21 protein-coding genes, 1 other RNA gene and 1 pseudogene are annotated in these 26,730 nt (G+C 62.1%); 14 read left to right on the top strand and 9 right to left on the bottom strand.

Annotation, left to right across the window (positions count from 1 at the left end; translation table 11 throughout):
- Nucleotides 1–54: 54 nt before the first annotated feature.
- Nucleotides 55–285: pseudogene (locus tag LOY53_RS18645) on the top strand (RHS repeat-associated core domain-containing protein); the annotation flags it as partial.
- Nucleotides 286–799: 514 nt separating this feature from the next.
- Here the strand turns inward: LOY53_RS18645 and LOY53_RS18640 are convergent.
- Nucleotides 800–2,149, bottom strand: coding sequence for an NCS2 family permease (locus tag LOY53_RS18640; protein ID WP_186704050.1), 1,350 nt, complete (start codon nt 2,147–2,149; stop codon nt 800–802).
- 281 nt (nt 2,150–2,430) lie between these two features.
- Here LOY53_RS18640 and LOY53_RS18635 point away from each other — a divergent pair, with 281 nt between their 5' ends.
- Nucleotides 2,431–3,186 (top strand): GntR family transcriptional regulator, encoded by a 756-nt coding sequence (locus LOY53_RS18635; protein ID WP_027592953.1) that lies wholly within the window; start codon nt 2,431–2,433, stop codon nt 3,184–3,186.
- Nucleotides 3,187–3,422: 236 nt separating this feature from the next.
- Nucleotides 3,423–4,121: an aquaporin Z gene (gene aqpZ / locus LOY53_RS18630; RefSeq protein WP_258703124.1), complete on the top strand. Its 699-nt coding sequence runs from the start codon at nt 3,423–3,425 to the stop codon at nt 4,119–4,121.
- Here the strand turns inward: aqpZ and guaD are convergent.
- The 4 genes from guaD to xdhA all read right to left on the bottom strand — a co-directional run bounded on the left by guaD (nt 4,118) and on the right by xdhA (nt 10,245).
- Complete coding sequence (guaD, locus tag LOY53_RS18625) at nt 4,118–5,422, bottom strand: guanine deaminase (RefSeq protein WP_027592951.1); 1,305 nt, start codon at nt 5,420–5,422, stop codon at nt 4,118–4,120. The two genes, aqpZ and guaD, sit on opposite strands and share 4 nt — an antisense overlap.
- 10 nt (nt 5,423–5,432) lie before the next feature.
- Nucleotides 5,433–6,278, bottom strand: coding sequence for a xanthine dehydrogenase accessory protein XdhC (xdhC, locus tag LOY53_RS18620; protein ID WP_085272530.1), 846 nt, complete (start codon nt 6,276–6,278; stop codon nt 5,433–5,435).
- 120 nt (nt 6,279–6,398) lie between these two features.
- Complete coding sequence (gene xdhB, locus LOY53_RS18615; RefSeq protein ID WP_099428686.1) at nt 6,399–8,798, bottom strand: xanthine dehydrogenase molybdopterin binding subunit; 2,400 nt, start codon at nt 8,796–8,798, stop codon at nt 6,399–6,401.
- Nucleotides 8,791–10,245 (bottom strand): xanthine dehydrogenase small subunit, encoded by a 1,455-nt coding sequence (xdhA, locus tag LOY53_RS18610; RefSeq protein ID WP_252825246.1) that lies wholly within the window; start codon nt 10,243–10,245, stop codon nt 8,791–8,793. Before xdhA ends, xdhB begins: the two co-directional genes overlap by 8 nt.
- A 267-nt stretch (nt 10,246–10,512) precedes the next feature.
- On the opposite strand from xdhA, the gene LOY53_RS18605 reads away from it, so the two are divergent.
- The 7 genes from LOY53_RS18605 to LOY53_RS18575 all read left to right on the top strand — a co-directional run bounded on the left by LOY53_RS18605 (nt 10,513) and on the right by LOY53_RS18575 (nt 20,532).
- Nucleotides 10,513–11,172, top strand: coding sequence for a GntR family transcriptional regulator (locus LOY53_RS18605; protein WP_027592947.1), 660 nt, complete (start codon nt 10,513–10,515; stop codon nt 11,170–11,172).
- Between the two features lie 2 nt (nt 11,173–11,174).
- Nucleotides 11,175–14,663 carry a chromosome segregation protein SMC gene (smc, locus tag LOY53_RS18600; protein ID WP_252825244.1) on the top strand — a complete coding sequence of 1,163 codons (3,489 nt, stop codon included), beginning with the start codon at nt 11,175–11,177 and terminating at the stop codon, nt 14,661–14,663.
- A gap of 204 nt (nt 14,664–14,867) precedes the next feature.
- The gene (gene zipA / locus LOY53_RS18595; protein WP_099454889.1) at nt 14,868–15,749 is read left to right on the top strand and encodes a cell division protein ZipA; all 882 of its coding nucleotides are present in this window, start codon (nt 14,868–14,870) and stop codon (nt 15,747–15,749) included.
- A 239-nt stretch (nt 15,750–15,988) separates the two neighbouring features.
- On the top strand, nt 15,989–18,319 hold the full coding sequence (gene ligA / locus LOY53_RS18590; RefSeq protein WP_258703123.1) for an NAD-dependent DNA ligase LigA: 2,331 nt from the start codon (nt 15,989–15,991) through the stop codon (nt 18,317–18,319).
- Between the two features lie 121 nt (nt 18,320–18,440).
- Nucleotides 18,441–18,537, top strand: an RNA gene (gene ffs / locus LOY53_RS18585) — signal recognition particle sRNA small type.
- Between the two features lie 155 nt (nt 18,538–18,692).
- Nucleotides 18,693–19,247, top strand: coding sequence for a GNAT family N-acetyltransferase (locus LOY53_RS18580; protein ID WP_258703122.1), 555 nt, complete (start codon nt 18,693–18,695; stop codon nt 19,245–19,247).
- Nucleotides 19,248–19,341: 94 nt separating this feature from the next.
- On the top strand, nt 19,342–20,532 hold the full coding sequence (locus LOY53_RS18575; RefSeq protein WP_252827446.1) for an MFS transporter: 1,191 nt from the start codon (nt 19,342–19,344) through the stop codon (nt 20,530–20,532).
- On the opposite strand, the gene LOY53_RS18570 is transcribed toward LOY53_RS18575, so the two are convergent.
- Entirely contained in the window at nt 20,479–20,922 is a 444-nt protein-coding gene (locus LOY53_RS18570) for a helix-turn-helix domain-containing protein (RefSeq protein WP_252825239.1), read from the bottom strand. The genes LOY53_RS18575 and LOY53_RS18570 overlap by 54 nt on opposite strands.
- Before the next feature lie 93 nt (nt 20,923–21,015).
- On the opposite strand from LOY53_RS18570, the gene LOY53_RS18565 reads away from it, so the two are divergent.
- The gene (locus LOY53_RS18565; RefSeq protein WP_408981308.1) at nt 21,016–21,489 is read left to right on the top strand and encodes a DUF2938 domain-containing protein; all 474 of its coding nucleotides are present in this window, start codon (nt 21,016–21,018) and stop codon (nt 21,487–21,489) included.
- 15 nt (nt 21,490–21,504) lie between these two features.
- Here the strand turns inward: LOY53_RS18565 and LOY53_RS18560 are convergent, their stop codons facing one another.
- The 3 genes from LOY53_RS18560 to LOY53_RS18550 form a co-directional block, all read right to left on the bottom strand.
- On the bottom strand, nt 21,505–21,684 hold the full coding sequence (locus tag LOY53_RS18560) for a hypothetical protein (RefSeq protein ID WP_252825236.1): 180 nt from the start codon (nt 21,682–21,684) through the stop codon (nt 21,505–21,507).
- A gap of 30 nt (nt 21,685–21,714) precedes the next feature.
- Complete coding sequence (locus LOY53_RS18555; protein WP_085272539.1) at nt 21,715–21,909, bottom strand: hypothetical protein; 195 nt, start codon at nt 21,907–21,909, stop codon at nt 21,715–21,717.
- Nucleotides 21,910–22,593: 684 nt separating this feature from the next.
- The gene (locus LOY53_RS18550; protein WP_252825235.1) at nt 22,594–23,361 is read right to left on the bottom strand and encodes an ABC transporter substrate-binding protein; all 768 of its coding nucleotides are present in this window, start codon (nt 23,359–23,361) and stop codon (nt 22,594–22,596) included.
- A 123-nt stretch (nt 23,362–23,484) separates the two neighbouring features.
- On the opposite strand from LOY53_RS18550, the gene dnaX reads away from it, so the two are divergent.
- The 3 genes from dnaX (at nt 23,485) to recR (ending at nt 26,645) form a co-directional block, all read left to right on the top strand.
- Nucleotides 23,485–25,554 carry a DNA polymerase III subunit gamma/tau gene (gene dnaX, locus LOY53_RS18545; RefSeq protein WP_252825233.1) on the top strand — a complete coding sequence of 690 codons (2,070 nt, stop codon included), beginning with the start codon at nt 23,485–23,487 and terminating at the stop codon, nt 25,552–25,554.
- Nucleotides 25,555–25,618: 64 nt separating this feature from the next.
- Entirely contained in the window at nt 25,619–25,954 is a 336-nt protein-coding gene (locus LOY53_RS18540; protein WP_008093501.1) for a YbaB/EbfC family nucleoid-associated protein, read from the top strand.
- An 88-nt stretch (nt 25,955–26,042) separates the two neighbouring features.
- Entirely contained in the window at nt 26,043–26,645 is a 603-nt protein-coding gene (recR, locus tag LOY53_RS18535; RefSeq protein ID WP_027592934.1) for a recombination mediator RecR, read from the top strand.
- Nucleotides 26,646–26,730: the final 85 nt, after the last annotated feature.

Below are 26,730 nucleotides of genomic sequence, written 5' to 3'. Positions count from 1 at the left end.
AATCAGGTTTTAAGTAACCTTTGAGGATCTCACCTGATGAATACAATTCATGGGTATTCCCCTTTTGGCCACGCACTGCTTCATCAGGCTGCTCTTGGCTTCAACGGTGCACGATCGGATTGGGTTACTGGCCATTATCATCTGGGTAATGGGTATAGAGCGTACAACCCCGTTTTGATGCGTTTCAATGGCCCGGATAGCTTGAGCCCGTTCGCCCAAGGTGGTTTGAACGCATACAGCTACTGCCAGGGTGATCCACTGAATCACCGCGATCCAACCGGTCACTGGCTAGTAAAAGCACTGGTGGAAATGGTCAATAGAGTACCTGCGAGCGGTCAGGCAGCGCTGGCTCGGGCTGCAGATAACACCCCAAAGAAATTTACTCAGTTAATTGGCTTTCATGGTACGAAGGCTTCAAATGGACCCTCGTTGAAACGTGGTTTGGCGCGTGGGCATTCACTGCCTGATAGGCGACTTCAAGGAGAAGGTTTTTATATAACGGATGATATGTACCAAGCCGAGGCATACGCTAAAGCGGCCGACGGCCCAGGTGAGGTTCTGGGGGCATTTTTGCAAGAAGGTGTCAGCTTGGTTCCAACTATTGGCTATGGAAAGGACAAGGCAGGCCGGATCGTGCTCAAGCCACCAGTATTCCCTTATATCCAGATGTGGGACTTACCTCCGCTAGGTGCGAAGGTAGTGGAGCTGCGTGCAGCGCCCTATGCCTTCAAGAAAAAACCAGCACCCGGCGCCTAGATAGAATGGGCGCCGAGGCGCCCTTTGTTGATGCGAGTGGCTATTAGAGGAACACAAACTTGGCAATGAAAATCGCACACAGCACCCACAGGCTGGCCGAGATTTCCTTGTACTTGCCAGTCCCCGCCTTCAGCGCCACATAGGTGATGAACCCCAGGGCAATACCGTCCGCGACCGAGAAGGTCAGCGGCATCATGATCACCGTGACGATCGCTGGAATGCTGTCGGTGGCTTCGTCCCAGTGGATGTGCGCCATGCTGCCCATCATCAGCATCGCTACATAGATCAGCGCACCGGCAGTGGCATAGGCAGGAATCATCCCCGCCAGCGGCGCGAAGAACATCGCCGCGACGAACAGCAGGCCGACCACGACGGCAGTCAGGCCCGTACGCCCACCCGCTGCGACACCCGCAGCACTCTCCACATAACTGGTCACAGGCGGCACGCCGACCACGGCACCGAACACGCTAGATGCACTGTCGGCCTTCAACGCCCGCGACAGGTTTTCGATGCGGCCATCCGCCGCCACCAGGTTGGCGCGTTGCGCCACGCCCATCAGCGTGCCGGCGGTGTCGAACATGTGCACGAACAGGAACGCCAGCACCACGCTGATCATGCTGACGTTGAACACGCCGGCGACATCCATGGCCATCCAGGTGGGCGCCAGGCTTGGCGGCATCGACATCACCCCGCCAAATTTCACCAGGCCCAGGCCCCAGCCGGCCAGGGTGACGCCGATGATGCTGATCAGGATCGCGCCGAACACCCGCTTGTAACTGAGGATGGCAATCGACAGGAAGCATACCGCCGCCAGCAGCGGGCCGGGTTCATGCAGCGAACCGAGCTTGATCAGCGTGGCCGGGCTGTCGACGATGATGCCTGCAGTCTTGAGGCCGATCAGCCCGAGAAACAATCCGACGCCGGCCCCCATTGCATGGCGCAGGCTCACCGGGATGCTGTTGAGCAACCACTCGCGCACTTTTGACAAGGTCAGGAACATGAACAGCACACCCGAGACGAACACCGCGCCCAGTGCCGTTTCCCAGTTGTAGCCCATGGTGCCGACCACGGTGTAGGTGAAGAACGCATTCAGGCCCATGCCGGGCGCCAGGCCCACCGGCCAGTTGGCGTACAGGCCCATCAGCAGGCAGCCCAGCGCGGCGGCGATGCAGGTGGCGACGAACGCCGCGCCGTGGTCGATGCCGGCGTCAGCCATGATGTTGGGGTTGACGAAGATGATGTACGCCATGGTGATGAAGGTGGTCACCCCGGCGATCATTTCGGTTTTGACGGTGCTGCCATGTTGCTTGAGTTTGAAAATCCGCTCCAGCCAGCTCGTTTCGAGCGGCGGGGCGAGATCCAGCGTAGGGGCTTCGGATTTGCGGCTTTCCACAGCGGGTACTCCTCAAGTCTTTCTTGTTGTTTTGGAGCCATTGTCCTGCGCTTGCACTTGGCGGCTCCGCGAGGGAAGGCAGACGCCTGACCGTTTTGTTGACTTATGGGTCAGGAAGTTGCACGGTGGATTATGCTTTTGTGTACAAAGAAAGCAAATAATGTTTTATCTTTTGTGTGCGCAATGCGTCGTACAACGGCTATATAGGTAAAAGGCCACCTGCAGAAACGGCTCAGCCTGTGTACAATGGCGCCATACTTTCCTTCGTGCCTCGAGAGCCCATGAACGAACAGCTGCAACCTCTGAAAAAACCTGTGCGCGCTGGCAAGGCCGGGCGCAGCGGTACCCAGGACGACATCGTCTACGCGCATATTTTCGAGGCGATCCTCGAACAGCGTCTGGCGCCGGGCACCAAGTTGAGCGAGGAAGCGCTGGGCGAGATCTTTGGCGTCAGCCGCACCATCATCCGTCGCGCTCTGTCGCGCCTGGCCCACGAAAGCGTGGTGCTGCTGCGGCCCAACCGCGGTGCGGTGGTGGCCAGCCCGACGGTGGAAGAGGCACGCCAAGTGTTCTTCTCGCGGCGCATGGTCGAACGCGCCATCACCGAACTGGCGGTGCAGCACGCTACCCTTGAGCAGCTCAACGAGCTGCGTCAGATGGTGCGTGAGGAGCGCGACAGCTTCTCCCGCGGTGATCGCGGCGCGGGCATTCGCCTGTCCGGCGAATTCCACCTGAAGCTGGCCGAGGCGGCGGGTAATGCGCCGTTGGTCAGTTTCCAGCGCAGCCTGGTGTCGCAGACCTCGCTGATCATTGCCCAGTACGAAAGCGGTAACCGCTCGCATTGCTCGTACGACGAGCACATGCAACTGATCGATGCCATCGAGGCGCGTGATGCCGAGCAGGCGGTAAGCCTGATGATGCATCACATGGACCACATCGACAGCAAGCTGAACCTGGACGAAGAAAGTGCCTCGGACGATCTGCATGCGGTGTTTTCGCATCTGTTGAAAAAGCCCAAGGTTGCTGCCAAGGGTTGATCGTTTGCTTGTATGAACTAGGGGGCCGTGTTGCGGCCCATTCGCAGCACAAGGCTGCTCCTACAGGGGTTACGCGATCCTTTGTAGGAGCAGCCTTGTGCTGCGAATGGGGCGCGAAGCGGCCCCTGGTCATTACTGGCCATAAACCAAACGTCTGCTAAATTCTTGTGAGCAAACCTTCATCAAGCAGTTGGGCTTGCGCATTCATTGCGTTCAACTTCTTGAGGAAAGGATTCATGAGCATGTCCCTCGGTACACGCATGGGGGCCGAACTGATCGGCACCTTCTGGCTGGTCCTCGGCGGCTGCGGCAGTGCGGTAATCGCAGCCAGTTCCCCGCTTGGCATCGGCGTTCTCGGTGTCGCCTTCGCGTTTGGCCTCACTGTCCTGACCATGGCGTTCGCCATCGGTCACATTTCTGGCTGTCATCTCAACCCCGCCGTGTCGTTCGGGCTGGTGGTGGGTGGGCGCTTCCCCGCCAAAGAACTGCTGCCCTACGTCATCGCCCAGGTGATCGGCGCCATCCTTGCGGCAGCGTTGATCTATTTCATCGCCAGCGGCAAGGCCGGTTTCGAGTTGTCGTCAGGGTTGGCGTCGAACGGCTACGCTGATCACTCGCCCGGCGGCTATTCGCTGGGGGCGGGGTTTGTCAGTGAGGTGGTGATGACGGCGATGTTCCTGGTGGTGATCATGGGGGCCACCGATGCCCGCGCCCCGGCAGGCTTTGCGCCGATTGCCATCGGCCTGGCCCTGACCCTGATCCACCTGATCTCGATCCCGGTGACCAATACCTCGGTCAACCCCGCGCGTAGCACGGGGCCTGCACTGTTCGTCGGTGGCTGGGCCCTGCAGCAGCTGTGGCTGTTCTGGCTGGCGCCGCTGATCGGGGCGGCGATCGGCGGCGCGTTGTACCGGGGCCTGGCGAAAGAGCCTTAGCGCTGGTGCACACAACGCCCTGCGGCGTAAGTCTCGCGCACGGTGCGGTCATCGCCCAGGGTGGTGAGCACGAACAGGGTCTCTTCGATGCTGTTGGACTGCTGAATACGGTAGTCCAATAGCGGCGTGGCCTTGTAGTCGAGCACCACGAAGTCGGCATCGTTACCGGCGCGCAGGCTGCCGATGCGGTCGTCCAAGCGCAGTGCGCGGGCGCCGCCGAGGGTGGCCAGGTACAGCGACTTGTACGGGTGCAGGCGCGCGCCCTGCAGTTGCATGACCTTGTACGCCTCGTTCAGTGTGTTGAGCAGCGAGAAGCTGGTGCCGGCGCCCACGTCGGTGCCCAGGCCAACGTTGACCTTGAAGCGCTCGGCCTGCGGCAGGTTGAACAAACCGCTGCCCAGGAACAGGTTGGAGGTCGGGCAGAAGGCCACGGCCGAGCCGGTTTCGGCCAGGCGCTGGCACTCGTCGTCGCACAGGTGCACGCCGTGGGCGAACACCGAGCGCTCGCCCAGCAGCTCGAAGTGGTCATAGACGTCCAGGTAGCCTTTCTGCTCGGGGAACAGCGACTTGACCCAGTCGATCTCCTTGAGGTTCTCCGACAAGTGCGTGTGCAGGTACACGCCCGGGTGCTCCTTGAGCAGTTGGCCTGCGAGCGTCAGTTGCGCAGGGGTGCTGGTCGGTGCGAAGCGCGGAGTGACCGCATAGTGCAGGCGGCCCTTGCCATGCCAGCGCTCAATCAGTGCCTTGCTTTCGGTGTAACCAGACTCGGCCGTGTCGGTCAGGTAATCAGGGGCATTGCGGTCCATCATCACCTTGCCAGCGATCATCCGCAGGTCGAGGCGTTCGGCTTCTTCGAACAGGGCGTTGACCGACTCCGGGTGCACGCTGCCGAACACCAGGGCCGTGGTGGTGCCGTTGCGCAGCAGTTCCTTGAGGAAGATTTTCGCGACCTGGTCGGCATGGCCCTTGTCGGCGAACTGTTTCTCGCACGGGAAGGTGTAGGTGTTGAGCCAGTCCAGCAGCTGTTCGCCGTAGGAGCCGATCATGCCGGTCTGTGGGAAGTGAATATGGGTATCGATGAAGCCCGGGGTGATCAGCGCATCCTGGTAATGCACCACGTCGATACCGGCATCCAGAGTCGGCAGCAGCTCGCTGGCGTGACCGATGGCGCTGATGCGGCCATCGTCGACCACCAGCAGGCCGTCTTCGTAGTATTCATGGGAGGCCTCCAGGCCGACCTCGGCCGGGTCGGCGATGCTGTGCAGGATGGCGGCACGGTAGGCTTTGCGGGTTGCGGTCATAAAGCGCTCGTCAAATGGCTTGGCTGCGCCGGGAGGGCGGCAGCAACTGGGCAATGGGGCCAGCGTTGGCGGCAGCGTCATGCTGGCCGAAGCAGGCGTTATAGGTGGCAATGATTTCCGCGGCGATGGACACGGCGATCTCGATCGGCAGCTTGCCCTTGACCTCGGCAATGCCCATGGGGCAGCGCATGCGGGCCATGACGGCAGCGTCGTAGCCGCGCTCGCGCAGGCGGTGCTCGAACTTGGCCCGTTTGGTCTTCGAGCCGATCAGGCCGAACCAGGTGAAATCGTTGCGCTTGAGAATGGCGGCGGTCAGTTCCAGGTCGAGCTGGTGGTTGTGGGTCATGACGATGCAATAGCAACCGGCTGGCAGCTCGGCCACTTCATCGACCGGCTCCTCGTTGACCACCTTGGTCACCCCTGGGGGGATGAGCTCGGGGAATTCCTGTTCGCGCGAATCGATCCAGCGCACCCGGCAGGGCAGCGCGGCGAGCAAGGGTACCAGAGCACGGCCGACATGGCCCGCACCGAACACCGCGATCTGCGCCTGCACCGCGGCCATCGGTTCAAACAGCAGCACGGTGACGCCGCCGCAGCACTGGCCGAGGCTGGCACCGAGGCTGAAGCGCTCCAGGTGCGGGGTGGTGCGTTGTGCTTCGAGCATCTGCCTGGCGATGTGCAGGGCCTTGTATTCCAGGTGGCCGCCGCCGATGGTGTCGAACAGCGCGGTGGCACTGACGACCATTTTCGAGCCGGCGTTGCGCGGGGTAGAGCCGCGTTCCTCGATGATGGTGACCAGTACGCAGGGTTCGCCACGGGACTGGTGGTCGGCGAGGGCGTTGATCCATTGGTGCATGATTCAACCTCTCTTGAAGGCTGACATTGTTCTTGTGGGAGCGGGCTTGCCCCGCGAATGCGGCAGTGGCCACACCCTCGTATTCGCGGGGCAAGCCCGCTCCCACAGGGTTACGCGATGTCAGTGAGTCACGGTTTCCAGTTCTTGTTCGGCAGATTGCTGCTGAGCCACTTCCTTGCGCATCTGCTCACAGCCCCACAACACCCGCTCCGGGGTCGCCGGTGCGTCGATGTTCGGCTGCACGCGGTAGTCGGCCAGGCTCGCCACGGCGTCCTTGATCGCACACCAGGCGGCGATGCCGAGCATGAACGGCGGCTCGCCCACGGCCTTGGAATGGAACACCGTGTCCTCCGGGTTCTTGCGGTTTTCCACCAGCTTCACGCGCATGTCCAGCGGCATGTCGGCCACTGCGGGGATCTTGTAGCTGGCCGGGCCGTTGGTCATCAGTTTGCCCTTGGCGTTCCACACCAGTTCCTCGGTGGTCAGCCACCCCATGCCTTGGATGAAGCCGCCTTCAACCTGGCCGATGTCGATGGCCGGGTTCAGCGAGTCACCCACGTCATGCAGGATGTCGGCGCGCAGCATCTTGTACTCGCCGGTCAGGGTGTCGACGATCACTTCCACGCAGGCCGCGCCAAAGGCGAAGTAGTAGAACGGCCGGCCGCGGGCCTGGCTGCGGTCGTAGAAGATTTTCGGCGTGCGGTAGAAGCCGGTGCTCGACAGCGACACCTGGGCGAAGTACGCCTGCTGCACCAGTTGCTCGAAGCTGACGATCTGATCGCGCACACGCACATGGCCGTTGCGAAACTCGACGTCCTCCTCGGTCACCTGATAGTGCCGCGCGGCGAATTCGGTCAGGCGCTTCTTGAGGATCTCGGCGGCGTTTTGCGCTGCCTTGCCATTCAGGTCTGCGCCGCTGGAGGCTGCGGTAGGCGAGGTGTTGGGCACCTTGTCGGTGTTGGTGGCGGTGATCTGGATACGGTCGAAATCGACTTGGAAGATCTGCGCGACCACCTGGGCGACTTTGGTATTCAGGCCCTGGCCCATCTCGGTGCCGCCGTGGTTCAGGTGGATGCTGCCGTCGGTGTAGATGTGGATCAGCGCCCCCGCCTGGTTGAGGAAGGTGGCGGTGAACGAGATGCCGAACTTGACCGGGGTCAGCGCCAGGCCCTTCTTGAGGATCGGGCTGTTGGCATTGAACCGGCGGATCGACTCACGGCGTTCGGCGTAATCGCTGCTGGCTTCCAGGTCGGCGGTCATCTCGTCGAGCATGTTGTGCTCGACGGTCTGGTAGTAGTGGGTGACGTTGCGCTCGGTCTTGCCGTAATAGTTGGCTTTGCGCACGGCCAGCGGGTCACGCCCCAGGTGGCGGGCGATATGGTCCATCACCTGCTCGATGGCGACCATGCCCTGTGGGCCGCCGAAGCCGCGGTAGGCGGTGTTGGAGGCGGTGTTGGTCTTGCAGCGGTGGCCATGCACGGTGGCATCGCCCAGGTAATAGGCGTTGTCGGAGTGGAACATGGCGCGGTCGACGATCGAGCCGGACAGGTCGGGCGAGTAGCCGCAGTTGCCGGCCAGGTCGAAGTTGATGCCGTGCAGGCGGCCGTTGTCATCGAAGCCAACGTCGTACTCGACATAGAACGGGTGACGCTTGCCGGTCATGGTCATGTCTTCTACGCGCGGCAGGCGCATCTTGGTCGGCTGGCCGGTCAGGCGCGCAATTACCGCGCACAGGCAGGCCGGGCTGGCGGCCTGGGTTTCCTTGCCGCCGAAACCACCGCCCATGCGGCGCATGTCGAGGACGACCTTGTTCATCGGTACGTCCAGCACTTCGGCCACTAGCTTCTGCACCTCGGTGGGGTTTTGCGTGGAACAGTAGACGATCATGCCGCCGTCCTCGGTGGGCATCACCGAAGAAATCTGCGTCTCCAGGTAGAAGTGCTCCTGGCCGCCGATGTGCAAGGTGCCTTGCAGGCGATGCGGAGCACTGGCCAAGGCCGCGGCCGAGTCGCCGCGCTGGTGGGTGTGGCTGTCGAGTACGAAGTGCTTTTTGCGCAACGCTTCGACCACATCCAGTACCGGCTCCAGGTCTTCATACTCGACGATGGCCGCCATGGCGGCGCGGCGGGCGGTTTCCAGGTCGCGGGCAGCCACGGCAAGCACCGGTTGACCGAAGAACTCGACCTTGTCGATGGCCAGCAGTGGGTCACCGGCTACGACTGGGCCGATGTCCTTAAGGCCCGGGATGTCTTCGTGGGTGATGGCGATGCGCACGCCCTCGAAGGCATAGCACGGCGTGGTGTCGATGCGCAGGATGCGCGCATGGGCACGGTCGGCGGTGCGCGCATAGACGTGCAACTGGTTGGGGAATTCGAGGCGGTCATCGATGTACACCGCTTCGCCGGCCACGTGTTTGTCGGCGCTGTCGTGCTTGACGCTGCGGCCGACTCCGGTGGTCAGGTCCTGGCTGAACAGTTCGGCCATCTCGGCCTGGCTCTTGGCTACGTGATGGTTAGACATAAGCGGTCACCCGGGTTTCGATGTACGGCGTTTGCTGTTCGATGAAGTACTTGCGCAGCAGGTTTTGCGCGGTCAGCAGGCGGTATTCCTTGCTGGCGCGGAAGTCGCTGAGCGGGGTGAAGTCTTCGGCCAGGGCCTGGCAGGCGCGCTCGATGCTGGCTTGGTTCCACGGCTTGCCGCGCAGGGCCGCTTCGCAGGCGCGGGCGCGTTTGGGGATCGCGGCCATGCCACCGAAGGCGATACGCACGCCGCTGACCACGCCGTTCTCGATGCTCAGGTTGAACGCTGCGCACACGGCAGAGATGTCGTCATCCAGGCGCTTAGACACTTTATAGGCGCGGAAGGCCCATTCCTCACTGGCGCGCGGCACGATGATCTTCTCGATGAACTCGCTGTCCTGGCGCGCGGTGATGCGGTAATCGATGAAGTAATCCTCTAGCGCCAGGGTGCGCTGGCGTTCGCCTTGGCGCAGCACCACCTGGGCATCCAGGGCGATCAGCAGGGGCGGCGAGTCACCAATCGGCGACGCGTTGCCGATATTGCCGCCCAGGGTGCCTTGGTTGCGGATCTGCAGCGAGGCGAAGCGGTGCAGCAGGTCGCCGAAATCAGGGTACTCGGCGTTGAGCGCCTCGTAGCAGTCAGTGAGCGAGGTGGCTGCGCCGATTTCCAGGTGGCTGGCGGTCTTGTCGATGCGCTTGAGCTCGGCCACATGGCCGACATAGATCATCACCGGCAGGGTCTTGTGGAACTGGGTCACTTCCAGCGCCAGGTCGGTACCGCCGGCCAGCAGGCGTGCTTCGGGGTGCGAGCTGTACAGGTCGGCCAGGTCGGCCACAGTCAACGGCACCAGGCAGCGCTTGTCGCCGCTGTTGAGCTCGCCGGTCTGGGTTGGCGCGATGGCCTTGAGGCGGCTGATGGTTTGGGCTTGTTGGGCGTCGAACTGATCGCGGCAAGGCTGGCGGCAGCTTTGCTCGGCGGCATCGAGGATCGGCCGGTAGCCGGTGCAGCGGCACAGGTTGCCGGCCAAGGCTTCCTGGGCCTGGTGCACGTCGGCGCTTTGGCTGTTTTTCTGCAGGGCGAACAGCGACATAACAAAGCCTGGGGTGCAGAAGCCGCATTGCGAGCCATGGCAGTCGGCCATGGCTTTTTGCACGCTGTGCAGTTCACCCTGGTGCTTGAGGCCTTCGACGCTGATCAACTGCTTGCCGTGCAGTGACGAAACGAACGTCAGGCATGAGTTGAGGCTCCGGTAGCGCAGGGTATCCTGGCCTTGGTCGTCCTGGGTCAATTCACCGACCACCACGGTACACGCACCGCAGTCACCGCTGGCGCAGCCTTCCTTGGTGCCGGGTTTGCCCAGGTGCTCGCGCAGGTATTGCAGCACCGTCATGTTCGGGTCCAGGGCGTGCTCATTACGCAGCTCCTGGTTGACGAGAAACTGGATCACGGGGATGGCCTCGCAATGGTTTTATTGTTGTTGGGCGGACAATAAGCAGACCTGACGAACTGGTCAATATTTTTCTGACTCAAAGGTCAGGAAAATGCGTATGTCTACACCCGGCCGAACACATTGCCTATATCACAAGCATAGATCGCGCCGTGCAGGCAGCTGCCTGGCAGGCCAAATAAAGCTCAAGGCCCCTCTGCGCGAGTGCGGGTCAAGTACGCTACAATCCGCCCCTTGTGCCCAGTTCAATGATTTTGAAGGAAAACCATGACGTTCAAGGCCCCGGACAGCCTCTCCGAGCAGATTGCCGATTACCTGGCCGAACGCATTATTCGCGGCGAGCTGGCGCCGGGCGAGCGCATCCAGGAGCAGAAGGTCACCCAGGCGCTGAATGTCAGCCGCGGCTCGGTGCGTGAAGCGCTGTTGATCCTCGAACGTCGCCATCTGGTCGCGATCTTGCCGCGTCGCGGTGCGCATGTGACCAAGCTGGACGAGCGCAGTGTGCGCAGCCTGTGCAACCTGATGGGCGAGTTCTATATCCTGCTGGGTAACGCCGTTGCACAAAAATGGCGCCTGGAGGCCGACTTGCGCCCGTTTCTGGAGATCCAGCAGCGCTTGCAGCATGCCCGCGACCAGCAAGATATCAAGGCCTTTGTCGCTGAAAGCTTCGCCGTCATGCGGGCTGCCTACCCGTTCGCCGACAACCCGTACCTGCAGGAAACCGTCGAAAACCTGCAGCCGGCCATGAGCCGCGCCTACTACCTGGCCCTGGACCAACGCCAGGCCAGCACGGACGACTACCTGGAGCTATTCGCGCGCCTGCTTGAGGCGGTGGTCGCCCGCGACCTGCCGCGCATTCGCGAGGTGCTCACCGCCTATTGCCAGCGCAGCTGTGAGCTGGTGCTGGCGGCGTTGGCCCGGGCCTGACGATGCGCCTCAAGTGCATTCGCCTGGCCGGGTTCAAGTCGTTCGTCGACCCCACCACGGTCAACTTCCCCAGCAACATGGCGGCCGTGGTAGGCCCCAACGGTTGCGGCAAATCCAACATCATCGACGCGGTGCGCTGGGTGATGGGCGAGAGTTCGGCGAAGAACCTGCGTGGCGAGTCGATGACCGACGTCATCTTCAACGGCTCTACCAGCCGCAAACCGGTCAGCCAGGCCAGTATCGAGCTGGTGTTCGATAACAGCGACAACACCTTGGTCGGGGAGTACGCGGCTTACGCTGAAATTTCCATCCGCCGCAAGGTGACCCGCGACGCGCAGAACAGCTATTACCTCAACGGCGCAAAATGCCGTCGCCGGGATATCACCGATATTTTCCTCGGCACCGGCCTTGGGCCGCGCAGCTACTCGATCATCGAGCAGGGCATGATCTCCAAACTGATCGAAGCCAAGCCCGAAGAGCTGCGCAACTTCATCGAAGAAGCGGCGGGTATCTCCAAGTACAAGGAGCGCCGCCGCGAGACCGAGAACCGCATCCGCCGCACCCAGGAAAACCTGGCGCGCCTCACCGACTTGCGTGACGAGCTCGAACGCCAGCTCGAGCGGCTGCACCGTCAGGCCCAGGCAGCTGAAAAGTACCGTGAGTACAAGGCCCAGGAACGCCAGCTGAAAGCCCGCTTGTCGGCCCTGCGCTGGCGCGACCTGGACGAACGCGTACGCCAGCGCGAGGCGGTGATCGGTGATCAGGACGTGTCCCACGAGGCCTTGGTGGCCGAGCAGCGCAATGCCGACGCGAGTATCGAGCGCCTGCGTGATGGCCACCACGAATTGTCCGAGCGCTTCAACCAGGTGCAGGGCCGCTTCTATTCGGTGGCGGGCGATATCGCCCGGGTCGAGCAGAGCATCCAGCACGGCCAGCAGCGCCTTCGCCAGTTGCAGGACGACTTCAAAGAGGCCGAGCGCACGCGCTTGGAGACCGAGTCCCACCTGGGCCACGACCGCACCTTGCTGGCCACCCTCGGCGAAGAACTGGCCATGCTCGAGCCCGAACAGGAAATGACCCTGGCGGCCGCCGAAGAAGCTGCCGCCACCCTCGAAGAAGCCGAGCTGGGCATGCACGGCTGGCAAGAACAATGGGACACCTTCAACACCCGCTCCGCTGAGCCCCGCCGTCAGGCAGAAGTGCAACAGTCCCGCCTGCAGCAGCTTGAAGCTAGCCTTGAACGCTTGTCGGAGCGCCAGCGCAAGCTGGGTGAAGAACGCGACCTGTTAGGTGCCGAGCCGCAGGACGCGGCCCTGGTTGAGCTGTCCGAGCAGTTGGCCAGCAGCGAGATGCTGCTCGAAACGTTGCAGCTGTCTGAAGAGCAAGTGGTCGAGCAACTCGAAGGCACGCGCGAGCAATTGCAACAGGCCACCCAGGCGCAACAACAGGCGCAGGGTGACCTGCAGCGCCTGGGCGGGCGGCTGGCATCGCTGGAGGCCTTGCAGCAGGCCGCGCTAGAGCCGGGTGTGGGGGCCGCAGACTGGTTACGTGAGCAGGGCCTGGCACAGCGACCGCGCCTGGCGGAAGGGCTGCGCGTCGAGCCGGGCTGGGAACTGGCCGTGGAGACGGTGCTTGGCGCCGATCTGCAAGCCGTGCTGGTCGATGATTTCAGCAGCCTCGATTTTGCCGATTTGGAACAAGGCGAGTTGCGTTTGCTGCTGGCAAGCGGCGAGGGTGCGCGGCTGGCGGGCAGCCTGCTGGACAAAGTCGAAGGGCGTACCGACCTGACGCCCTGGTTGGGGCAGGTGAAACCGGTCGATGACCTGGCCCAGGCGCTGGCACTGCGCGCGACCCTGGCTGAAGGGCAAAGCCTGGTTAGCCGTGACGGTTATTGGGTTGGCCGGCATTTTTTGCGGGTCAGCCGAGGCGGCGAGGCCGAAGGTGGGGTGTTGGCCCGTGGCCAGGAGATCGAGCGCCTGGGCCAGCAACAGCTGGAGCAGGAAGCGGCCCTGGAGCACCTTGAGCAACAGCTGCAGGATTTGCGCGAGCAGCAACTGGGCCTGGAAGAACAGCGCGAGCAACTGCGCCGTCGCACCCAGGAAGAAAGCCGCCAGCACGGCGAGCTCAAGGCCAGCTTGTCGGCCAGCCGGGCCCGTGCCGAGCAAGTCGAATTGCGTCGCCGCCGTCTGCACGAAGAGCTGACCGAGCTGCAAGAGCAGCGCGCCCTGGAGCACGAGCAACTGGGCGAGGCGCGGCGGGTGCTGCAAGAAGCCCTGGACCTGATGGCCCAGGACACCGAGCAGCGCGAGCAGTTGATGGCCCGCCGCGATACCCTGCGCGAAGGCCTTGACCGCATCCGTCAGGAGGCCCGCCAGCACAAGGACCACGCCCACCAGTTGGCCGTGCGCCTGGGCTCGCTGCGTGCCCAGCACGACTCCACCCATCAGGCCCTGGAGCGCCTGGAGCAGCAGGCAGCACGCCTGACCGAGCGCCAGGAGCAACTGAGCCTGAACCTGGAGGAGGGCGCAGCGCCCCTCGAAGAGCTGCGCCTCAAACTCGAAGAGCTGCTGGAGCGGCGCATGAGCGTCGACGAAGAGATGCGTCAGGCGCGCCTGCACATGGACGAAGCAGACCGTTCCCTTCGCGACGCGGAAAAACGCCGCACCCAAGCCGAGCAGCAAGCCCAGCTGTTGCGTGGTCAGCTGGAGCAGCTACGCCTGGAGTGCCAGGGCCTGGATGTACGGCGCAAGACCCTGCAGGAACAGCTGCTGGCCGACGGCTACGACCTGCAAGGCGTGCTTGCCACCCTTGAAGCCGATGCCACCGAACAGAGCACCGAGCAGGCGCTGGAGCAGACCGAGGCGCGTATCCAGCGCCTGGGCGCGATCAACCTGGCGGCCATCGAAGAGTACGAGCAGCAGTCCGAGCGCAAGCGCTACCTGGACGCCCAGAACGCCGACCTGGTCGAGGCCTTGGAGACGCTGGAAAACGTCATCCGCAAGATCGACAAGGAAACGCGCAACCGCTTCAAAGATACCTTTGATCAGATAAATGCCGGATTACAGGCGCTTTTTCCAAAAGTTTTCGGTGGTGGCAGCGCTTATCTGGAACTGACGGGCGAAGATCTACTCGATACAGGGGTAACGATCATGGCGCGACCCCCGGGCAAGAAGAACAGCACCATCCATCTGCTGTCCGGTGGCGAGAAGGCACTGACCGCCCTGGCGCTGGTGTTCGCCATTTTCAAGTTGAACCCCGCACCGTTCTGCATGCTCGACGAAGTCGATGCGCCGCTGGACGATGCCAACGTCGGGCGTTACGCCCGGCTGGTGAAGGAAATGAGTGAAAGCGTGCAGTTCATCTACATCACCCATAACAAGATTGCCATGGAGATGGCGGATCAATTGATGGGGGTGACGATGCATGAGCCGGGCTGCTCACGCCTCGTTGCAGTGGATGTGGAGGAGGCGATGGCCATGGTCGACGCCTGATGCGCGAAGATAGGGCACATTCTGTAGTGAAATGGCCCCGCCATGTGCGACAGACGGTGTAAAGTTGTCTTTGGTCGTGCTAGCTTAATGTCACTCGTTTTTTGCGTGGGTAAAACGCCTGTCAGAACATAGAGTTGGCGCCACGTGTTAAAGGGCTTTGAACCCTTTGTTTTCAAGCATATTTTTATAGAGGCACGGGATTACATGGAAATCGGTCTGCGCGAGTGGCTGATCCTCATCGGCATCATTGTCATTGCCGGTATTCTTTTCGACGGCTGGCGCCGCATGCGCGGCGGGAAAGGCAAGTTGAAATTCCGTCTGGACCGCAGTTATTCCAATGTCCCCGACGAAGAGGGCGGCGCTGAAGTGCTTGGCCCATCGCGGGTATTGGATAACCACAAGGAGCCAGAACTGGACGAGAGCGACCTGCCCTCGCTCAGTGCGTCGTCGCGCGATCGCGAACGCGAGCCCAAGCCGGTCAAGGCCAGCAAGCGTAGCAAGCGTGCCGCAGAAGTGCCGCAAGGTGACCTGAACCTGGTCGCAGAGGCACGCGAGCCTGATCTGTTCGCCGATGCCGATGATGATTTTGCCGCCGACAACAACCGCAACAGCGGTGCGTCGTCCAGCAACAACACGGTCAAGGAACTGCCTCCCGCTGAAGAAGTGCTGGTGATCAGCGTCATCTCCCGCGACGAGGGGGGGTTCAAAGGCCCGGCACTGCTGCAGAACATTCTTGAGAGCGGCCTGCGTTTTGGCGAGATGGACATCTTCCACCGCCACGAGAGCATGGCCGGCCACGGCGAAGTGCTGTTCTCCATGGCCAACGCCGTGAAGCCCGGTATTTTCGACCTGGACGACATCGACCACTTCAGCACCCGTGCGGTGAGCTTCTTCCTGGGGCTGCCAGGCCCGCGTCACCCTAAGCAGGCCTTCGACGTGATGGTCGCGGCGGCGCGCAAGTTGGCCCATGAGCTCAATGGCGAACTCAAGGACGACCAGCGCAGCGTGCTGACCGCCCAGACCATCGAGCATTACCGCCAGCGCATCGTCGAGTTCGAGCGCCGCGCGCTGACCCAGAAGCGCTGATAGATCCAGACGAAAGAGCAGCCTGCGGGGCGTGCTGGCCGGTTCGGGCTCCTAGGTTGTCTGATCTGGCCCCTTCGCGGGTAAACCCGCTCCCACAGGTACCCCACTGTTTTTGAGCCCAGTGGCGTACCTGTGGGAGCGGGTTTACCCGCGAAGGGGCCAGACCAGGGATAAAGGATCCAGGGCCCCAGGCAACGTCCCTCAGGCTGCTCTTTTGCTTTGCAAGAGAAGACAAACGAATGACCGCCGAATCCCGAATCCACGCCCTACGCGCCGAGCTCGACCAGCATAACTACCGCTACTACGTGCTCGATGAGCCCAGCGTGCCCGATGCTGAATACGACCGCCTGTTCAACGAGCTCAAGGCGCTGGAAGCCGAACACCCGCACTTGGTAACGCCGGACTCGCCAACCCAGCGCGTCGGCGGCCAGGCCCTGGCTGCATTCAGCCAGGTACGTCATGAAGTGCCCATGCTCAGCTTGGGTAACGCCTTCGAAGAAGCTGACCTGCGTGAATTCGGCCGCCGTGTGGTAGATGGTCTCGATCAGCCGGGTGCGGTCGACTACAGCTGCGAACCCAAACTCGATGGCCTGGCGGTAAGCCTGCTGTACCGCGACGGCCAATTGGTGCAAGGCGCCACCCGTGGCGATGGCACCACCGGCGAAGACATCAGTGCCAACGTGCGCACCGTGCGCAACATCCCGCTCAAGCTGCAGGGCGAAGGTTGGCCTGCGGTGCTGGAGGTGCGTGGCGAGGTGTACATGAGCAAGGCCGGTTTCGATCGGCTCAATGCCGCCCAGGCAGAAGCGGGTGGCAAAACCTTCGCCAACCCGCGCAACGCCGCCGCCGGCAGTCTGCGCCAATTGGATTCGAAAATCACCGCCAGCCGCCCGCTGGAGTTCTGCTGCTATGGCGTAGGGCAGGTGTCCGCAAGCATCGGCGACAGCCACATTGGCATCCTCGAACAGCTCAAGGCCTGGGGCCTGCCGATCAGCCGTGAGCTACGGCATGCCGCCGGCATCGAAGAGTGCCTGGCGTACTACCGCGACATCGGCGAACGCCGTAACAGCCTGCCGTACGAGATCGACGGCGTGGTGTTCAAGGTCAACAGTCTGGCATCCCAGCGCGAACTGGGCTTCCGCGCCCGCGAGCCGCGCTGGGCGATTGCCCACAAGTTCCCGGCCATGGAAGAGCTGACCGAGGTGCTGGATGTGGAATTCCAGGTGGGGCGTACCGGGGCGGTGACGCCTGTGGCACGCCTGAAGCCTGTCAAAGTGGCCGGCGTGACCGTGTCCAACGCCACCCTGCACAACATGGACGAAATCGCCCGCCTGGGCCTGCGCATTGGCGACACGGTGATCATCCGCCGCGCCGGCGACGTGATCCCGCAAGTCATGCAAGTAGTGCTCGAGCGCCGCCCCGAAGATGCCCGCCCGGTTGAAGTGCCGAGCGCATGCCCGGTGTGTGGCTCGCAGGTCGAGCGCACGCAGCTGGTCAAACGCAGCAAAGGCAAGGAAACCACCAGCGAAGGCGCGGTGTACCGGTGCGTCGGTCGTCTGGCCTGTGGTGCCCAGCTCAAGCAGGCGATCATCCACTACGTTTCGCGCCGCGCGATGGATATCGACGGCCTGGGCGAAAAGAGCGTAGAGCAGTTGGTGGACGAAGGGCTGATCGGCTCGCCAGCAGACCTGTACAAGCTTCAGTTCGACCAGATCGTCGGGCTGGAAGGGTTTGCCGAAGTTTCCAGCAAGAAGCTGCTGGATGCCATCGAAGCCAGCAAGCGCCCGAGCCTGGCGCGCTTCATCTACGCCCTGGGCATTCCGGATGTGGGGGAAGAGACCGCCAAGGTCCTGGCTCGCTCGCTGGGCAGCCTGGCGCGGGTGCAGCAGGCGCTGCCACAGGTGCTGACCTACTTGCCGGACATTGGTCTTGAAGTGGCATACGAAATCCACAACTTCTTCGAAGACGAGCATAACCGCAAAGTCATCGAGCAACTGCTCGCCTGCGGCATGCAGTTGCAGGACGAAGGCGACCTGGCCGCCGAGTTCGCCGCCAGCACCACCCTGGCTGGGATGATTGCCAAGCTCGACATCGCCTCGGTCGGCCCGACCGGCGCTGAGAAGCTGGTGGCCAAGCTCGACAGCCTGGACAAGATCATCACCGCCGACGGCATCGATCTGCGCCAGGCCCTGGCCGCCAAGCAGGCCGAGGCCGTGCGCGAGTTCTTCAAGGACGAAGCGAACCAGAAGCTGGCGCGGGATATCGAAGCCCAGTTGCTGGCGTTCGGCATGCACTGGAACAGCGAGAAGAAAGTCGCCGAAGGCCTGCCTCTGGCCGGGCAGACCTGGGTGTTGACCGGCACCCTGGAGCGCATGAGCCGCGACATTGCCAAAGACAAACTGGAAAGCCTCGGCGCCAAGGTGGCAGGTTCCGTTTCCGGCAAGACCCACTGCGTGGTCGCCGGCCCTGGCGCGGGCTCCAAGCTGGCCAAGGCCAGTGAGCTGGGTGTGAAGGTGCTGGACGAAGACGCGTTCATCGCCTTCCTGGCGGAGCAGGGCATCGCAATCTGACCCACCTTTAAACAAGTCATTGAGAAATGATGACTTTTTCTCCCCGAAGAGGTTGTAACTTCGCCTCAGACCGGTACAATGGCGCGGCTCGCTGCTTAGCGAGTTGCGTCAGTGGTGGCCCCATCGGTCCCCCCGCATTGATTACCCGTTAACCTGGTCAGGCCCGGAAGGGAGCAGCCATAGCGGGAACATCGAGTGCCGGGGTGTGGCTGGTGGGGCTGCCTCCATTCTTTAAATCCTTGAGCTCTCAAGGATATCTCGTTCAAAAATACCTCTTAGTCAATGTGCGAAAGCGCATGGCGTCTCGACGTTTCAACCTCTGCTCTGTGAGAATGCCAGAAGGCCATACCGCCTGCAGAACGGACGCTGCGCCATGGACAGCCTTCCTACTCTCGAAACCTCGCGCCTGATACTCACGCCGCTGCAGCTTGGCGACGCACCCGCTATTCAGCAATTGTTTCCCTGCTGGGACATTGTTCGCTACCTGGACAGCCGAGTGCCATGGCCCTATCCCGAAGACGGCGCACTCGTCTACGTCCGAGACATCGCATTGCCTGCCATGAACGCTGGCTGCGAATGGCACTGGATGATCCGCCTGAAGACGACGCCAACGCAGATCATCGGCAGCATCAGCCTCTATGACCAGCCGGGTAACAACCGTGGCTTCTGGCTCGCACCTGCATGGCAAAAAAACGGCTACATCCGTGAGGCCTGTGTGGTCATCAACGACTATTGGTTCGAGACGCTTGGGCGTTGCGTCATGCAGGTGCCCAAGGCGGCGAGCAATGGCAGGTCGCGCAGTGTTTCCCTGCACGAAGGCATGCGCCTGGTCGGGACTGAGCCGGGGCATTTCGTCTGTGGCGCCGTGCTCAAAGAGATCTGGGAGTTGAGCCGCGATCAGTGGCGTCAAAGGGCGGCGGTCGTTTAGGTACTGAAGTGACGATCTCAACGTCAGCAAATGCATGCCTTTGCCAGTGCCTTGCCGTGATAGAAAGCAGTACCTTTCAGCAAGGACTGCTTACATGAAGTCGTCTGTACCCCTGCCACGGTTTCAGCACTTTACCGTGTTCTGCATCGCCTGTTTCCTACTCTCCATCAGCTATGGCACGACGTTTCTGCTCTCTATGCTGGTGCAGACGTTGGGCGGCACTGCGAGCGATGCAGGGCGGGTATTTGCAGTCGCGATGCTCAGTACGCTGATGTCTGTGGTGGGCTCGGGGCATCTGTTGCAGCGCGTTGGCGCTGCTCGCGCTATCGCTGTCGGGGCGTTCTGCCTGGTCGTGGCGTCAGTGGGTTTTGCCGTGGTGCCCGGCCTGGGCGGCGCGTTGTTGGCGTGTGGCTTGATGCTTGGGGTTGGTTGGGGGCTCTTCTACACGGTAGGGCCGATCATGGTTGCTCAAATGGTCGAGCCATCACGCCGCACGCACTGTTTTGCATTGCTCTCCGGCAGCATGTTGACTGGCATAGGTACCGGGCCATTACTGGGTAAGTTCGCGGCCTTCGTGGCGCTGCCTACCCAGCTCGCTTTTTGGGTGGCGGCGTGCGCTGCAGGGTTGGCGGGGCTGTACTTTGCTTGGCTGGGTTCGACTTCGCTGGGGCAACGACCGGCTGAGAAGGTGCAGATCGGTTTGGTGTCCGCGCTCAACGTGATGCGTTCGCGTTCGGGCTTGTCGATTTTGATGGTAGGGCTGGGTGGGGCGATTTTCGGCACGATGGGCAGTTTCCAGACCAGCTATGCCGACCGCCTCGGGCTTGATTACTCGATCTTCTTCATTGGCTTCATGGGCGCTGCGATCGCCTGCAGGCTCTTGCTGGCCGGCTGGGTTGTGAAGCAACCGCCGCTGGCGACTTCGTGGGTTTTAACCTTGATCATGGCCACTGCCGTAGTGGGCTTTGATCAATGGGTGCACAGCGCCGAACGCTATCTGGCGATGGCCATGCTGTTGGGCGTGGGTTATGGCTTGAACTACTCGGTAATCAACGGGCTGGCTGCCAATGAGGCGCCAGCGGGCCTTACCGCGCAAGCACTGCTGCTGTTCAGCCTGTCGTATTTCATCGGTGTGTTCGGGTTCCCCTTCGTAGCCAGTCAATTGATCACGCAGCTAGGCGTCAGTGCGATGATGTTGAGCATTGAGGGCGTTGCGCTTTTGATTGTTGGGCTAAGTACGGCGAGGTGGCTGGCTTCGCGTTTTTCCAGGCCCGCCCTGGTGTAGGTGCTTTTCCCCCAACGCCCCGGCGGCTGAAAGCTTCATCAAGCGCTGAAATTTCGGACAGGCCAGGTGATCGTCCTCCGGGCACTGCGCTGCATGCCGCAGCCCCTTGCTCATTGCTTGCAAGCGCTTGACCCGTGCATCGATTTCGTCCGCTTTAGCTATCAGCATTTGCCGATCGACCTGCAGGTCCACCAGCATCGCGCCCACTTCATCAAGGGAAAACCCAGCAGCCTGCCCTAGGGCAATCAGTGCCAGCCGGTCCGCCACGTCGGCAGCAAACTGCCGCCGCTGGCCGCGGCCGGCGAGGGACTTGAGCAAGCCTTTCTTTTCGTAATAGCGCAGCGTTGATGCGGGTACGCCTGTGCGCTTGGCGACATCGGCAATGTCCATTCTAGGCCTTGACTTGAAGTTGACTTCAACTTCTATGCTGCGCGGCATGTTGCTGAACGTCAATCTTAGAGGGCTGAATCGATGACGCTTGCCATGCTAAAAGCCGCTTTGCTGATCGGGGTAGGGGCCACCGCGATCATGGACCTGTGGGGGATGTTGCTGCGGCGCTTGGGTATCCCCACCTTGAATTTCGCCATGGTGGGGCGCTGGGCGGGCCATGTGATGAAGGGGCGGGTGCGCCACGACGCTATCGCCAAGGCCGAACCGGTTGCGAACGAACTGGCCTTGGGTTGGGTTATCCACTACGTGATCGGTGTGCTGTTTGCGGTGATGCTGGTGGGGATGGTCGGGGAAGGCTGGCTGAGTGCCCCGACGCTGTGGCCTGCGCTGGTTTGGGGTGTGGCGACGGTGGCGGCGCCGCTGTGCTTCATGCAGCCGGTGATGGGGGCGGGGTTCTTTGCCTCGCGGACGCCGACGCCTGGGCGTAACTGCCTGAAGAGTCTGGTGACCCATACGGTGTTTGGGGTTGGGTTGTTTTTGAGTGCCGGTTTGATTGCGTCAGGTTGAAGACAGCGCTCGGGATTACAGCAGTCGCAAGATCAAGAGACCGGCGAGAAGTAACGCCAAAGCAAAGCCCGCACCTAGGCTGAACGGCAAAAGCGCTGACCAAGGAGAAAAGGCTCTTGCCTTGCGTATTTCTTCGGCCAGGGCCTCTACTTCGCGATGGGATTGTTCAACCCTATCTTGAGTGGAACGGGGCATGATCTTTCCTCTTGCCATAAACGAGCGTGCTTAGAGTTTAACCAGCAGGGCCATGATACCCGCAATGGCAGTCAGTATGACCGAGCCGGTTGCGAAGGGGTGCCAGAACGCTTCTTGTCTAAGCTTGCGCTCTTCAGCCATGAATTTGAGTGCTTCTGCAGCTAGCTTGCGATTCTCGATCTGTAGTCTGTCGAGTTCGAGATTGTCTCGATCATCTTGGAGCATCGGGAGGTGTCTTTTTGAGGGGTGGCGAAAATTATGCGCCATCAGGCGAGAGGTCGGAATCGCTGTATACACCAGATTTCGTAGTCCAATTTCCAACAAGGAAGGATCCTACTCTCGTATAGGCGGTTTCCTGCTGCATTTGTAAGGCTCGTAGAAATATCCTACGCATCCCGTCGACTCCCGTCTGATTGTCCTTGGAAACCCCACCCAATAGGCTTTTGCGGTCGCTGTCGGTTCAGCGATCGGGTGTGGAAGCTGGAGCACGGCCTGCGCGCCATGCAAATCGCCTGGGGCCAGGCGCATGGCGTGAGTCTTGAGTGGTTGTTGAGATCGAGCGCCGCCCGCGCGGCGCTTCGCAGCACAAGGCTGCTCCCACATCTGTTTCGGGCCAATTATTCCTGAGGGATTGTCGCGCGCCCCTTGGCGCCCGCCTCAATATCGTGTCGTACGAAAAAGGCGGTCGCGCGCGCTGGCACAGGCGTGACTGGCCCGAAACAGATGTGGGAGCAGCCTTGTGCTGCGAAGCGCCGCGCGGGCGGCGCTCGATCTCGAAGGCGCCATAGCGCTTCCGGCGGACACCTGTCAGCCCCAACGCGCTCTAAAACCAGGACGGTTCATACATCTATCTAGACGACTTCCTGCTGCATCTGTAGGGCTCGCAAAAATTGTGCGAAACGTCTCTATTTAGGGCGTCCGCGCCGCGGCATTCCCAGCATACCCCGCACCCCCATACCGCTGGCTGATCCGCTCAATCTCCCCGGACTGCTTCATGCGCACCAGTGCCCTGAGCACCCCTTGCGTCGGTACCCCCGGGTCAGTGCGCACCATGCATCCCAAGTCTTGCTCTTCCAGCACTGCCAGCGTTTGCAGCTGTTGCCCCGCCGGCAAGCCTTGGTTGAACCACTGCAACGACAACTCGTTGCTCACCGCATGCAGATACCGCCCCGCGTGCAGCTTCTGCAGGGCCAGCAGTTGGCTGCGGCTGTCTTCGCGGTGCAATCGGCCCTGCTCGAACAAGGGTTGCAGGGTGCCGTAGGCATAACCCAGCACAGTGCCAATGGCTTGCGGCGCCAGTTGCTCTGGGCGGGTAGGGTTGCTTGCATCAGCGCCGCCAACCAATACGTCGCGCTGGTGGATCACGGGGATGCTCCAGACAAAATTGCCCGGCCGATCCTGAAACCACTGGGTGCTGACATAGCAGCGCACGTCGATATCGCCGCTTTCCATGGCCTCCAGCAGGCGCAGGCGTGCCAGTACGTGATACTCCGGGCGTACACCCACTTCCCGGGCAATGGCCTGCATCAGGTCGAACAGCAAACCTTCCACCGGTTGATCGCCTTCGACACGCATCAGCGGCATGCTCCAGCTCTCGGCGACGGAAAAACGCAGCACGGGTGGGTCGGCCAGGCTGTGGGTGGTCCACAGCAATAGCAGGGGCAACAGTCTTCGCAAGGCACATCCTCCCTGGATAGCGCGCCAGTTTCATAGCTTAGACCAGTCGCGCAGGGTGCAATTTCGGCCCCGCTCCGCTAGCATTAGCGATCTTTCGCTCGATCAGGCTACGATGGTTTTTCGATGAGTTATCAGGTTCTTGCACGAAAATGGCGTCCGCGCTCGTTCCGCGAAATGGTCGGCCAGGCCCATGTGCTCAAGGCCTTGATCAATGCCTTGGACAACCAGCGCCTGCACCATGCCTACTTGTTTACCGGCACCCGCGGCGTGGGCAAGACTACCATCGCCCGCATTATCGCCAAATGCCTGAACTGCGAAACCGGCATCACCTCGACGCCCTGCGGCACCTGTTCGGTGTGCCGGGAGATCGACGAGGGCCGTTTCGTCGACCTGATCGAGATCGACGCCGCCAGCCGCACCAAGGTCGAAGACACCCGCGAGTTGCTGGATAACGTGCAATATGCCCCGAGCCGTGGGCGCTTCAAGGTCTACCTGATCGACGAAGTGCACATGCTCTCGACCCACTCGTTCAACGCCTTGCTCAAGACGCTGGAAGAGCCGCCGCCCTACGTCAAGTTCATCCTCGCCACCACCGACCCGCAGAAGCTGCCAGCGACCATCCTGTCGCGCTGCCTGCAGTTCTCGCTGAAGAACATGAGCCCGGAGCGGGTAGTCGAGCACCTCAGCCATGTGCTGACCGCCGAAAACGTGCCGTTCGAGCCAGATGCCCTATGGCTGCTCGGCCGCGCCGCCGACGGTTCGATGCGCGATGCCATGAGCTTGACTGACCAGGCCATCGCGTTTGGTGAAGGCAAGGTGCTGGCGGCTGATGTGCGGGCCATGCTCGGTAGCCTCGACCATGGCCAGGTCTATGGCGTGCTGCAGGCGCTGCTCGAAGGCGATGCCCGGGCGCTGCTGGAGGCGGTGCGCAACCTTGCCGAGCAAGGGCCGGACTGGAGTGGCGTGCTGGCCGAAATGCTCAACGTGCTGCACCGTGTCGCCATTGCCCAGGCACTGCCGGAGGCGGTGGACAACGGCCAGGGCGACCGCGACCGCGTATTGGCGCTGGCCTCGGCATTGCCGGCCGAGGACGTGCAGTTCTATTACCAGATGGGCCTGATTGGCCGTCGCGACCTGCCCTTGGCGCCGGACCCACGGGGTGGCTTCGAGATGGTCCTGTTGCGCATGCTGGCGTTCCGCCCAGCCGACACCGATGACGCGCCGAAACCGGTGCTAAAGCCGGTGGGGATCAGCCAAGCCACAGCTGATCCTGCAACACCGGTGGCAGCTGCGGGAGTGGCCCATCAGCCAGCCGCAGCGCCCGTGGCGCCGGTTGTCGCGCAAGCGGTGGAGGTGCCGCCCCCTGTAGCACCCGCTGTAGAGCCGACGCCTGCGGTTACTCAGCCAGCGCCAGTTGAACCTGCTGCGCCGGCACCCGCACCTGTCGAGGACGTCATCGACCTGCCTTGGGAAGCGCCTGTAGTGCCCCCCGTGCCGGTTGCCGCCTCGCCTGTGGCTGAGCCTGCGCCTGAGCCAACACCTGCGCCCCAGCCAGCCATGGCCGAGCCGCAGCGCGAGCAGCCGGCCTACGACGAGCCGCCGTTCGACCCGTCGGCCTATGCGGCAGCGGGCATGGACCGCGACGACGAACCGCCGGCGGACGAAGATTACTACGTAGGTGACAGCGACCCCGTCGGCTTCAGTTACCTTGATGAACTGGCCGAGCACGTACAGGAAGAGCAGCCCAAGCCTGCTGCCGAACCGCTGCCGGCCGCCCAGCCGGCTACGGGCCTGGCCCTGCAATGGCTGGAATTATTCCCACAGTTGCCTGTCTCCGGTATGACAGGCAACATCGCCGCAAACTGTACGCTGATTGCCGCCGACGGCGACGACTGGCTGTTGCACCTGGACCCAGGCCAGGGCGCACTGTTCAACGCCACCCAGCAGCGGCGCTTGAACGACGCGCTCAATCAGCACCTTGGGCGCACCCTGAACCTGCGTATCGAGCTGATACGCCCTGAGCAGGAAACGCCAGCCCAGGCCGCTTCGCGCAAGCGTGCCGAGCGCCAGCAGGACGCCGTGGTGTCGATCGAGCAGGATCCGTTGATCCAGCAGATGATCAAGCAGTTCGGTGCCAAGGTGCGACAGGATACTATTGAGCCTGTAGAGGCCCTGGCCAATCAGGGCCAGTAACGGATAACCATGCGGCTGGCCCGGTGCCGGGCCGCATCACATGACCCAATCGAGGTATACCCCCATGATGAAAGGTGGCATGGCCGGCCTGATGAAGCAGGCCCAGCAGATGCAGGAAAAAATGGCCAAGATGCAGGAAGAACTGGCCAACGCCGAAGTGACCGGCCAATCCGGTGGCGGCCTGGTGAGCGTGGTGATGACCGGTCGTCACGACGTTAAGCGCGTCAGCATCGACCAAAGCCTGATGTCGACCGATGAAGACGACAAGGAAGTGCTTGAAGACCTGATCGCTGCCGCGCTGAACGATGCGGTTCGTAAGGTCGAGCAGAGCAGCCAGGAAAAAATGGGCGGCATGACCGCTGGCATGCAGTTGCCGCCAGGCTTCAAAATGCCGTTCTGATACACCTTTTGCGTCAAATGGGGAGCAACGGCCTTGGGGTCGTTGCTCCCTTGTTCATTCTGTCCCCCCGACTTGCAGGCCTGCCTACATGAGCTTCAGCCCCCTGATCCGCCAACTGATCGATGCCTTGCGCACCCTGCCGGGTGTCGGCCAGAAAACCGCCCAGCGCATGGCCCTGCAGCTGCTTGAGCGTGACCGCAGCGGCGGCCTGCGTTTGGCTCAGGCGTTGACCCAGGCCATGGAAGGGGTTGGCCATTGCCGTCAGTGCCGCACCCTGACCGAGCAGGAACTGTGCCCGCAGTGCGCCGACCCGCGCCGTGACGACACGCAGTTGTGTGTGGTCGAGGGGCCGGTGGATGTGTATGCGGTGGAGCAGACCGGTTACCGCGGCCGCTATTTCGTACTTAAGGGGCATCTGTCGCCGCTCGATGGCCTGGGGCCTGAGGCGATTGGCGTGCCGCAGTTGATGGCGCGAATCGAAGAGCAGGGCACCTTCACCGAGGTGATCCTAGCGACCAACCCGACGGTGGAAGGGGAGGCGACGGCGCATTACATCGCGCAGTTGCTGAACGAGAAAGGCCTGGTGGCGTCGCGCATTGCCCATGGTGTGCCGCTGGGTGGCGAGCTGGAGCTGGTAGATGGCGGGACATTGGCCCATGCCTTTGCGGGGCGCAGGCCGATTTCGCTCTAAAGACCTTACGCGCGGTCTGTAGGAGCAGCCTTGTGCTGCGAAGAGGCCGGTAATGGCAACGAAAATAGCCTCGTTGTCATTGGCC

This window comes from Pseudomonas sp. B21-031 (assembly GCF_024748985.1).
Classification (GTDB): Bacteria; Pseudomonadota; Gammaproteobacteria; order Pseudomonadales; family Pseudomonadaceae; genus Aquipseudomonas; species Aquipseudomonas kermanshahensis.
The sequence above is the reverse complement of the archived record's forward strand: the minus strand, read 5'-3'. Positions and strand labels throughout refer to the sequence as shown.

What these genes read in the sequence shown, in the direction of transcription:
- LOY53_RS18540 (WP_008093501.1), top strand. Translation starts at nt 25,619, where the DNA reads ATGATGAAAGGTGGCATGGCCGGCCTGATGAAGCAGGCCCAGCAGATG.
- guaD (WP_027592951.1), bottom strand. Translation starts at nt 5,422, where the DNA reads ATGACCGCAACCCGCAAAGCCTACCGTGCCGCCATCCTGCACAGCATC.
- LOY53_RS18575 (WP_252827446.1), top strand. Translation starts at nt 19,342, where the DNA reads ATGAAGTCGTCTGTACCCCTGCCACGGTTTCAGCACTTTACCGTGTTC.
- LOY53_RS18555 (WP_085272539.1), bottom strand. Translation starts at nt 21,909, where the DNA reads ATGCTCCAAGATGATCGAGACAATCTCGAACTCGACAGACTACAGATC.
- LOY53_RS18635 (WP_027592953.1), top strand. Translation starts at nt 2,431, where the DNA reads ATGAACGAACAGCTGCAACCTCTGAAAAAACCTGTGCGCGCTGGCAAG.
- xdhB (WP_099428686.1), bottom strand. Translation starts at nt 8,798, where the DNA reads ATGTCTAACCATCACGTAGCCAAGAGCCAGGCCGAGATGGCCGAACTG.
- aqpZ (WP_258703124.1), top strand. Translation starts at nt 3,423, where the DNA reads ATGAGCATGTCCCTCGGTACACGCATGGGGGCCGAACTGATCGGCACC.
- LOY53_RS18570 (WP_252825239.1), bottom strand. Translation starts at nt 20,922, where the DNA reads ATGGACATTGCCGATGTCGCCAAGCGCACAGGCGTACCCGCATCAACG.
- xdhC (WP_085272530.1), bottom strand. Translation starts at nt 6,278, where the DNA reads ATGCACCAATGGATCAACGCCCTCGCCGACCACCAGTCCCGTGGCGAA.
- recR (WP_027592934.1), top strand. Translation starts at nt 26,043, where the DNA reads ATGAGCTTCAGCCCCCTGATCCGCCAACTGATCGATGCCTTGCGCACC.
- LOY53_RS18565 (WP_408981308.1), top strand. Translation starts at nt 21,016, where the DNA reads ATGCTAAAAGCCGCTTTGCTGATCGGGGTAGGGGCCACCGCGATCATG.
- LOY53_RS18580 (WP_258703122.1), top strand. Translation starts at nt 18,693, where the DNA reads ATGGACAGCCTTCCTACTCTCGAAACCTCGCGCCTGATACTCACGCCG.
- smc (WP_252825244.1), top strand. Translation starts at nt 11,175, where the DNA reads ATGCGCCTCAAGTGCATTCGCCTGGCCGGGTTCAAGTCGTTCGTCGAC.
- dnaX (WP_252825233.1), top strand. Translation starts at nt 23,485, where the DNA reads ATGAGTTATCAGGTTCTTGCACGAAAATGGCGTCCGCGCTCGTTCCGC.
- ligA (WP_258703123.1), top strand. Translation starts at nt 15,989, where the DNA reads ATGACCGCCGAATCCCGAATCCACGCCCTACGCGCCGAGCTCGACCAG.
- LOY53_RS18605 (WP_027592947.1), top strand. Translation starts at nt 10,513, where the DNA reads ATGACGTTCAAGGCCCCGGACAGCCTCTCCGAGCAGATTGCCGATTAC.
- zipA (WP_099454889.1), top strand. Translation starts at nt 14,868, where the DNA reads ATGGAAATCGGTCTGCGCGAGTGGCTGATCCTCATCGGCATCATTGTC.
- LOY53_RS18560 (WP_252825236.1), bottom strand. Translation starts at nt 21,684, where the DNA reads ATGCCCCGTTCCACTCAAGATAGGGTTGAACAATCCCATCGCGAAGTA.